The sequence below is a fragment of the Halolamina sp. genome, from assembly GCF_036626355.1.
In the GTDB taxonomy this organism is placed as follows: Archaea; Halobacteriota; Halobacteria; order Halobacteriales; family Haloferacaceae; genus Halolamina.
Window position 1 is genome coordinate 1 of sequence record NZ_JAZKRY010000107.1, and the last position, 8681, is coordinate 8681.

Annotated in this window: 9 protein-coding genes; 3 read left to right on the plus strand and 6 right to left on the minus strand. The window is 65.6% G+C overall.

Annotated features, from left to right (window positions below):
* Positions 1-45: 45 nt before the first annotated feature.
* Entirely contained in the window at positions 46-1677 is a 1632-nt protein-coding gene (locus tag V5A38_RS13505; protein ID WP_332326288.1) for a GTP-binding protein, read from the minus strand.
* 147 nt (positions 1678-1824) lie between these two features.
* Between V5A38_RS13505 and V5A38_RS13510 the strand changes: the two genes are divergently transcribed.
* Positions 1825-2181, plus strand: a complete 357-nt coding sequence (locus tag V5A38_RS13510; protein ID WP_332326289.1) for a helix-turn-helix domain-containing protein — start codon at positions 1825-1827, stop codon at positions 2179-2181.
* 18 nt (positions 2182-2199) lie between these two features.
* On the opposite strand, the gene V5A38_RS13515 is transcribed toward V5A38_RS13510, so the two are convergent.
* The gene (locus tag V5A38_RS13515) at positions 2200-3189 is read right to left on the minus strand and encodes a HAMP domain-containing sensor histidine kinase (protein WP_332326290.1); all 990 of its coding nucleotides are present in this window, start codon (positions 3187-3189) and stop codon (positions 2200-2202) included.
* Between the two features lie 127 nt (positions 3190-3316).
* Between V5A38_RS13515 and V5A38_RS13520 the strand changes: the two genes are divergently transcribed.
* Entirely contained in the window at positions 3317-3931 is a 615-nt protein-coding gene (locus V5A38_RS13520; protein WP_332326291.1) for a methyltransferase domain-containing protein, read from the plus strand.
* A gap of 2 nt (positions 3932-3933) precedes the next feature.
* On the opposite strand, the gene V5A38_RS13525 is transcribed toward V5A38_RS13520, so the two are convergent.
* The 4 genes from V5A38_RS13525 to V5A38_RS13540 form a co-directional block, all read right to left on the minus strand.
* On the minus strand, positions 3934-4176 hold the full coding sequence (locus V5A38_RS13525) for an Rdx family protein (RefSeq protein ID WP_332326292.1): 243 nt from the start codon (positions 4174-4176) through the stop codon (positions 3934-3936).
* 57 nt (positions 4177-4233) lie between these two features.
* Positions 4234-4896 (minus strand): hypothetical protein, encoded by a 663-nt coding sequence (locus V5A38_RS13530; protein ID WP_332326293.1) that lies wholly within the window; start codon positions 4894-4896, stop codon positions 4234-4236.
* A 3-nt stretch (positions 4897-4899) separates the two neighbouring features.
* On the minus strand, positions 4900-6294 hold the full coding sequence (locus V5A38_RS13535) for a heme o synthase (RefSeq protein WP_332326294.1): 1395 nt from the start codon (positions 6292-6294) through the stop codon (positions 4900-4902).
* Between the two features lie 286 nt (positions 6295-6580).
* Positions 6581-7774 (minus strand): CaiB/BaiF CoA-transferase family protein, encoded by a 1194-nt coding sequence (locus V5A38_RS13540; protein WP_332326295.1) that lies wholly within the window; start codon positions 7772-7774, stop codon positions 6581-6583.
* A 233-nt stretch (positions 7775-8007) separates the two neighbouring features.
* On the opposite strand from V5A38_RS13540, the gene V5A38_RS13545 reads away from it, so the two are divergent.
* Complete coding sequence (locus V5A38_RS13545; RefSeq protein ID WP_332326296.1) at positions 8008-8526, plus strand: hypothetical protein; 519 nt, start codon at positions 8008-8010, stop codon at positions 8524-8526.
* Positions 8527-8681: the final 155 nt, after the last annotated feature.

Here is an 8681-nt window from a genome sequence, read left to right on the forward strand (position 1 = left end):
CTATTGGCAGTAATCACTATGAAGCCGTCCCGAAACGCGTTCCCCTTAGCTCGTGTCGAGTGAGCGAACGGTTCCGACCCCCTTGCTCCGGCCCTCCCGGAAGACGAACCGCTGGCCCTCCTCGACCAGATACGGCCGGAACTTGAACCGGACCGTCGTTCGGCCAGTGTCACCCGGGAGGAGGCGACCCTTCTCGGGGCTGAACACCGCCGCCTCTCCCACGGTCTCCAGATGGACGACCGGTTCGTATCCCTCGCCGATGCGGGTCGGGTGGTTCAGCACGACGACTTCGGCTTCGAACTCCCGGACCGGGTTGGGCTCGCTGTTCCGGGGAACCAGCGCCATCCCGCGCTCGATCTCCGCTTCGTCCACGCCTTTGAGTGCGATGCCGACGATGCGGCCGGCAGTGGCCTTGTCCACCCGGTGGTAATGCATCTCGATCGAGCGGACCTGGACCTCGCGGAAGTTTCCGTCGGGCATGGGCCCGAGCAGCAGTTCGTCGCCTGCCTCGACGGTTCCCGCGTTGATGGTGCCCGAGGCGACGGCGCCCACGCCGGTGACGCTGTAGCTCCGGTCGACGTACATTCGGAACGGCGCATTGGCGTCGCTCTCGCGCTTGGGGAGTGCCTCGAACAGCGTATCGAGTTGGTCGATTCCCTCCCCCGAGACGGCGCTCGTCCGGAGGATCGGGACCGTTGTGCCGATCTCTTCGATGGCGGCGCCGATGCCGTGGCGGTCGACCGGGAGCGGCGTCTCACCCACTTCTCGGAGCATCGCCTCGACCTCGTCTTCTACCTCCTCGACGCGTCCATCTGGCACCATGTCGGTCTTGGTGATGGCGACCAGCGTGGGAAGTTCGGTCGCGAGCAGGATACCCAGATGCTCGCGGGTCGTCTCCGTCGGCCCGTCATCAGCGGCGACGACCAGGAGTCCGTAGTCGAGTTTCTGCCCGACGAGCCCGCGGATGGTGGTGTGGAGCCACGGCTCGTGACCCACCGTATCGACGAAGCTCACCAGCCGGTCGGCCTCCTGGACGATGCCCGCACGGTCGGTTTTCCGGTCGGGGTTGTCCATCCGAACCGGCCCTTCCTCGTCGAAGCCGTAGACGGCGTAGGAGAGATCCGCCGAGAGCCCGCGTTCCACCTCGTGTGGCTGGACGTCGAGGAACGAGCGGGTGCCGCCCTGGCCATCGTCCCGGTCACCGGTGACGAGCGTCCCCACGAGCGTCGATTTGCCGTGGTCGACGTGGCCGGCGGTGCCGACGACGACGTGTTCGTCGTCAGTTTCCAGCATCGGCCCATCCTGGAGCGTCGCGATGCCGACGATGCCGTCGGACTGCATCCGACTGCCCGAGGAGTGTTGCTCCTCGATGCCCCACGTCTCCACGTCGTCGATGTGGGCGTCGGCCTCTTCGGCCAGAAGTGAGAGCACGTCCATCGACTCGGAGAACGTATCGGGGCTGATGCCCGCGATCGCGCCGTCGTCGTCGACGCCGATGACGTACGTTGCCTCACCATCGCCCGAGAGCACGCGATGGCGGAGCTGTGCTGCGAGCGATTCGAGGCGCCCGTCGACGAGGTGGGTGTCGCGCGTGAGGCGCGTTTTGAACTCGATCGAGCCACCCTCCTCCTCGCCACGCGCGAGGGCCTGTCGCAACGGGGCCCTATCTGCGCTCATGGCACTGATAAGTGGGCGGACCAACATATGCCTTTTCGTGTTGTGCATTCCCGTGTCATAGCGCGGGTTGCGTGGACGATCTTTCAGTCGGGAGACAGTTCTGAGGGAAAGGGCTTAATCGGTGCCCAACATAGGATCTGATACAGTATGTCTACGGATCTCGAGGAGGCTCACAGAGCCGATTCAGCCCGCGAGGACACGGTCTGTCCCGTCGTTGACTCCGTCGAACAGATCGGCTCCCAGTGGCGGCTGGTCGTCCTCCACGACCTGCAGGAGGGCGAGAAACGGTTCAACGAACTGAAACGGTCGACCGAGGCGAACGCCCGCACGCTCTCGCGGGTGCTGGATGACCTGCAGGAGTCCGGGTTCGTCGCTCGTCGCCTGGAGGAGGACGCACCGGTTGCGACCTACTACTCGCTGACCGACAAGGGTCGATCGCTCGGCCCGGTGTTCAGTGAGATCGAGGACTGGGCCAACAAGTGGCTCGAGAGCTGTCAGGCATAGTCGAGATCCGGATCGGCGTTAGACGATCACGTCGACGCGAGCACCGTCATCGTTACTTGCTGAGACCGACCAGCCGTGGGCCTGGGCGATACTTCTGACGATGGCGAGTCCGGCGCCCTGTCCATCTCCGGTCGTGTAGCCCCACGCGAACGGGTCCTCACTCTCGAAGCCGGGACCGTCATCGACGACAGCGAAGCCGTTCTCCGTATCGACGACGCGGATAGTGACAGTGCCACCTCCCACGGCGTCGGCGGACTGCGTCTGACTGTGCGTCGAGCCATGTTCGACAGCGTTCCAGAACAGGTTCTCGATCATCAGCGTGAGCAGGTCCCTGTCGGCGGCGATGCTCTGTCCTGCCTCGATCACGATTCTCGCGTCAGGACCGGTGAGCCGGTCTGCGGCTGCCGATCCAGCCTCGGAAAGATCCACAGGATCGGGTTCCTCCACCTCGTTGGAGGCGATGGCCTCCGCCTCCGTCGCTAACGTCTCCAGCCTGTCGAGCGCCGAGAACGCCTGTTCCGTCGTCGGACCCTCCAGGGGTTCGACAGCGAGACGGGCGGTACCAAGGTGGTTTCTCAGTTCGTGGGAGACTGTCGAGCCGAAGATTGCAAGCGGGTCTCGTTCGATCGCTGGGTCGGCGTCCGCGGCTGATTCAGCGAGGAGCCGCTGGCGAACTGCGGCGGCAGCAGCCTCCGGCGACGAGGGCGCCTGCTCGACCCCCGGCGGCAGTTTCTGCGTTTTCTCTCCGACGTAGAGCCCGGGCGGCCGGTGACCGTTCCGTGCAGCAGCGCCGAACAGGTCCGTCGGTCGTGCGACAGCGTCCTCGACGACGACAAGCAGCGACACGTCGACGGCGTCGAGCGTGGCCAGCGCTTCCGGTGCAGCGGCCACGCGGACGGTCTCCAGCCCGTCGTCTGCGAGTGTGCTCACGAGTTCCGACGCCTGGTCGTCGTCCCCGAGTACGAGGACGAGCCGCGCGGCGTACGGCGATTCGTGAGCCTGCGGCATGGGTTCACCCACTCGTTCCCGATTAATAACCGTTCGCTCCGGTTACCGGTTCTGATAGCCCCCAGCTGTTCGTCATTGAGTACCATGCGTGGGAAACACAGATGCCGGCTCGCTCGGAGATAACCCTGTGGACAATCAGAAGCGGACCGTCCGCGCCGGCTACGACGAACTGGCCAGGGAGTACGATGCAGAGCGGACAGCCGACGTGGAACACGAGGGGCTCGAGCGGCTCCGGGACGTGATTGGGAACGCCCCACGCCTGTTGGATCTCGGCTGTGGGGGAGGCCGGGGACCGCTCCAGCAGCTACCGAGCGAGAACGCGGTCGGCCTGGATTTCTCGGGCGAACAGCTGCGCCTCGCCTGCACCCGGACCGACGCCGCGCTTGTCACCGGCGATATGACACTGCTCCCGTTCGCCGCTGACAGCTTCGAGGTGGTCACGGCGTTCTACTCGGTCATCCATCTGCCAGTTGAAGAGCACAGGGAGTGCTACGCCGAGGTCGGGCGAGTGCTTCAACCAGGGGGGAGGTTTCTCTTCTCCATCGGCGACGACTGGACCGGCGCCAACGACGACTGGCTGGAGACCGGGACGCGGATGGCGTGGTCGTTTCCCCCGATGGCGGAGACTGAGCGGTTGCTCGAGGAGGCCGGGCTCAGCGTCGAGGAGCGCTTCGGCGTCAGAAGCGAGATGGACGACGGCGAGTGGCCCTTTCTCCTCTGTCAAACCGAGCCGGCGGAGTGACCTCAGGCCGTCGCACCGACGCGGCTACGGACCGAGTCGACGATGGCCTCCTCGTCGTAGGACGCTTCCTCCTTGTCGAACACCTGCTCGCCGTCAACCCGGACTTTGAACACGCCGGCGTCGCCGGTGACGAGCGCCACCTGGTCGACCTGCTCGCCGAACTCCTCGAGGATGCTTTCTTGGAGATCCTGTGCGCGCGGCAGCATACCACACGGGACGCAGTATTCGATTTCTACGTTCGTCATCACGACACGTAGTAGCACAGCATCGTACATAAGCGATGCGCCGGTGACACTGCTACCCTACCGAAACGCGGGCCGCCAGGAGAGCAGCGCCACCGTCACGAGGAAGACGGCCGTGGAGATGCCGAACGTGTGGCTCTGGGTCGCTGCGGCCACGAACGAGCCGCCGCCGAACAGCGCCGTCGCCACGGATGCGAGCACCGGCCAGCTACAGGAGATACAGGAGAAGAGTCCAACGATACCCGATACGGCGGAGGCCGCGGCGTCGATCGTCGTCACGTATACCAGATAGGCGAGTGCGAGGTAGCCGGCGACGCGTGCGGGCATCAGCACCAGCCGAACCAGCTCACCCTGGTAGGTGAGGGCGGGTCCCCAGCCCGGCGGGAGCCACAGCACGGAGAATCCCGAGACGGCGGCATCGACGCCCGGGCTAACGAGCCCACCGGTGTACGCGAGTATCGCGAAGTAGCCGACCGCGACCGCGAGCGCGCGACGGGCCGTCGAGCGGCTGGCGTCGGGGACGTCCGTCCGGAGGAACACCCAGATCGAGGCGTTTACCCAGACGAGCCCGTAGATCGCGTACCGGGGATCGGTGATGGTTGCACCGCTGAACAGCCAGTAGCCGGTGAGTGCCATCACGTCGAGGTAGAGTACCGCGACGGCGACGGCAAGCAACCAGGGCTCGGGCCGCGGGAAGCGATCGGCGTCGATCCTGTCGAACATTGGTCAGACAGCGAGTGCGTCGATGACAACCGCGAGCAGCACGCCGCCGAGATAGGCGTTGGAGGCGTGGAACGCTCGAAACGCCGCTGACTCGGTTCGCTCGAAGTGGAGTTTCACAACCTCCCGGAGGAAGACGATGCCAAGTGTGACGCCGACGGCGACGAACAGGATATCCAGGCGGGCCACCGTGGCCAGCGCCGCCGTGGCGACGAGCGTGGCGCCGAGGTACCAGAGGATATGCCGTCGCGTGGTGGTCTCCCCGCGGACGACCGGCATCATCGGGAAGCCGCCGGCCGCGTAGTCGTCCTTGTAGGCGAGCGCGAGGTTGTAGAAGTGTGCGGGCGTCCAGAGGAAGACGACCATCGCAAGCCCCAGGCCGCCCCAACCGATGTCGCCGGTGACGGCGGCCCAGCCGATGAGCGCTGGGAGCGCGCCGGCGGCACCGCCAATGACGGTGTTCTGGACCGTGTTGGGTTTGAGAATCAGCGTGTAGACGATACTGTAAAACAGGATGGCGATCAGTCCCAGCACCGCTGCGAGGACGTTGATTGACGCGAAGAGCCCGATCGAGATGGCCGCGAGCGCCAGACCGAACACGACGGCGTTTCGGACGGGAACGAGATCGACGGCAAGCGGCCGGTCGTTGGTCCGCTGCATCCGGCGGTCGACGTCGCGCTCGAGCACGTGGTTGAACGTGCCGGAGGCGCCAATCGCGAGTGCGCCGCCGGCGAGGGTGCGCGCGAGCACTGAGACGGTCAGCCCGCTGCCGCCGGCCAGCGCCATCGCCGCCGAGGCGACCAGACAGAGCAGCCACATCAGTCGCGGCTTGGTGAGCGTGCCGTACGCTCGGAGCTTCGCCTTGGTACGAGGCCAGCCGGGTTCGGGCAGTTCCGGCGAGGGTGATTCCTCGACTGGCGGGAGTTCATCGTCGAGTGGCGAAGCCGGTTCGTCGTCCGGATTCCCGGTGGCGGCCTCGAGTGTCCATGCGAGTGCCGCGAGGACGCTACCGAAGATCGCGACGCCGACGACCAGGTGGAGCGCCGATATCGAGCCGACGACGGCGGTTGTCGCGACGACGGCGCCGACGGCGACCTGGAACGGGTAGAGCGTCGTTGCGGCCGCGAGCGAGCCACGAACCCGGCGGGACTCGCCGCGGCGGAACGCTTCGACTGTGGCGAACACGAGAAGGAGGCCGACCAGGGCGGCGGCGACACGGTGGCCGAACGCGAACCAGCCGTCGGCGGTGGCTGGCAGGGCGAATCCATTCCCACAGACGGGCCACGCCTGACAGGCCGCGGCAGCGTCCGTTACTGCCGTCGTCGCGCCGATGGCGACGAGGAGATACACTCCCATTGCCGCGGCAGCGAGGAGACCGGTGAACTGCCGGTCGTTGGTCATTGCCGGCGGTTGGGTGCCATCCTACTTATGCCGCCCGCTTCACTCCCAGTCGTCGGGAAGAACCCACGGCCTCATACTGATTACTGCGAGTCCGTCCCGCCGTGACCATCCGTGTCGGTGATGGGAGCCCCTGAACCGGCGGCGTTCGACACCCTCGATGACACTATTCGCCGTAATCACTATGAGTCGTTCCATCCACTTCGCGGGAGAGAGCTACTTTGCTCGAAGGAAGCCGGCAGCAACCCGCTCACACCGGGGAGAGACACCGCTTCGATCGGACGGCGAGTCAGTCGCCCCCGCCGAACGCCCCTGCTTCGCGCATCTCCTCGAGTCGCGCCTCGTCGACGCCAAGTTCCGCGAACACCGCCTCGTTGTGCTCGCCCAGTTCGGGCGGCGGTGACTCGAAGCCGCTGTCTGCGTTGTCGTAGTTGAGCGGGTGCTCGATGACCGGGATCTCCTGGCCGTCACGCTCCATCGTCGTCATCACGCCACGCGCCTCGGTCTGCTCGTTGTGGAGCGCATCGTCGACTTCCTGCACCGGCCCGGCCGGGATTCCGGCGTCGACGAACACGTCCATCCACTCGTCAGTGGGTCGGTCGGTCAGCGTCGCCTCGATTTCGGCTTCCAGTTCGGTCATGTTCGCGACACGGTCGGCGTTCTCCGCGAAGCGCTCGTCCTCCATCAGATCCTCGCGACCGATGGCCGTACAGAACCCCTGATAGAGCTTCGGGTTGAGCGCCGCGATGTTGATGTAGCCGTCGGCGGTCCGGAACGCCTGGTAGGGTGCGAGCACCGGGTCCTTCGTCCCCATGCGCTTGGTCTCCTCGCCGGCGAAGCTCTTGCCGGCCTGTTTTGTAAGCCACGGGAGCGCCGAGTCGAGCATGCCGAGGTCGATGTAGTCACCCTCGCCCGTCATCTCGCGACGGTAAAGCGCCGAGGAGATGCCGAACGCCGCCCACATACCCGTAATCAGGTCCGTCTGGGGGAGCCCCACCTTCACGGGGTCACCGCCCTCCTCGCCGGTGACGCTCATGATGCCCGAAATCCCCTGGACGAGCAGGTCGTAGCCCGGGCGCTGGCTCCACGGGCCGGTGTCGCCAAACGCCGAGATGGAGCAGTAGATGACGTCGTCGTTCAGCGCTTGAATCGTCTCGTAATCCACGTCGAGGCGGTCGGCGGTGCCCGGCCGGAAGTTCTGGAGGAACACGTCTGCCTCCTCGGCCAGTTCGTAGAGCGCGGCCAGCCCGGCATCGCTCTTCAGGTCGAGTTCGACTGACTTCTTCCCGTAGTTGACAGTCCAGTAGTAGGGTGACTCGCCGTCGATGAACGGCGGGCCGGAGTGACGGATATCGTCGCCGGCGCCGGGGCGCTCGACTTTCACGACGTCGGCGCCCTGGTTCGCCAGCATCAGCGAGCAGAACCCCCCGGTGACGAACGTCGAGAGGTCGACCACGAGCATGTCTTCGAAGATACGACTCATGCCCGTGTTGCAGGGCGGGCCCGGGATAAATGCATCTGAGGCGGCGAGACCATAAGAGATGTTCACACAGTGTACACATTGTAGATGGTCCAGACCGTTCGCACGGTTCGTGCTCGGTCGCGCGTGTACGGGCCTGTCTTCCTCGACACACAAGGGGTCAGGACGACTAAAATTGCGTCTCTGCGCCTGTCCCCGGGCCAACAGCGTTGGTGGCTGACTGCCCAGTAGCCTGTATGAACGCCAACCGAATCGGGACTGTCGCGGGTGTCATGGCGATTGTCACCCTCCTCGTGAGCACCGTCCCGGCCATCGTCCTGCGTCGATGGATCGGTGGCGACCCAGGACAGGGACCGGTTCCGCTCTTCGGTACCGTCGGCATCACCGTCTCGGCGTACTGGAGCATCGTCGACATCATCGGCGTGGTCGTCCCGATAGCCCTCGGAATCGTACTGGGCGTCTGGATTGGCCGTCACGACGGCACCACAGGTGAGATGCGCCGAGGCCTCCGAGCAGCCACCATCGGCAGCGCTGTAGCCGTCCTACTCGCTACGGCGATCCCCGTCGTGATCTGGAGTGCTCCCGCCGACGTCGCCGGGGTCGGGCTGTTCGTCGTCGTCGTCCAGCATCTGGTTTCGGCCTCACTCGTGGTGACGGATGGCGCGTTCGCTGGCGCCGCACTCGAGCAATTCGAGTTCGGGTCTGCGGGAGGCAAACGGCCGAACGGAAAGCCCGAACTGGGAGCTACTCCGTGAGGAGAGGCTGGCGGCGACGACGACCGGGAGGGACGGTCGACATGAGACGGAGCCGCTCCCGACTGCGAGAGCACAGCGGGTGGACGAGGACTTTTGCCTCTCGGGGGGTATTCTTAGTACGTGTCCCCCGATACCCTAACCGTCCCGGAGACTGG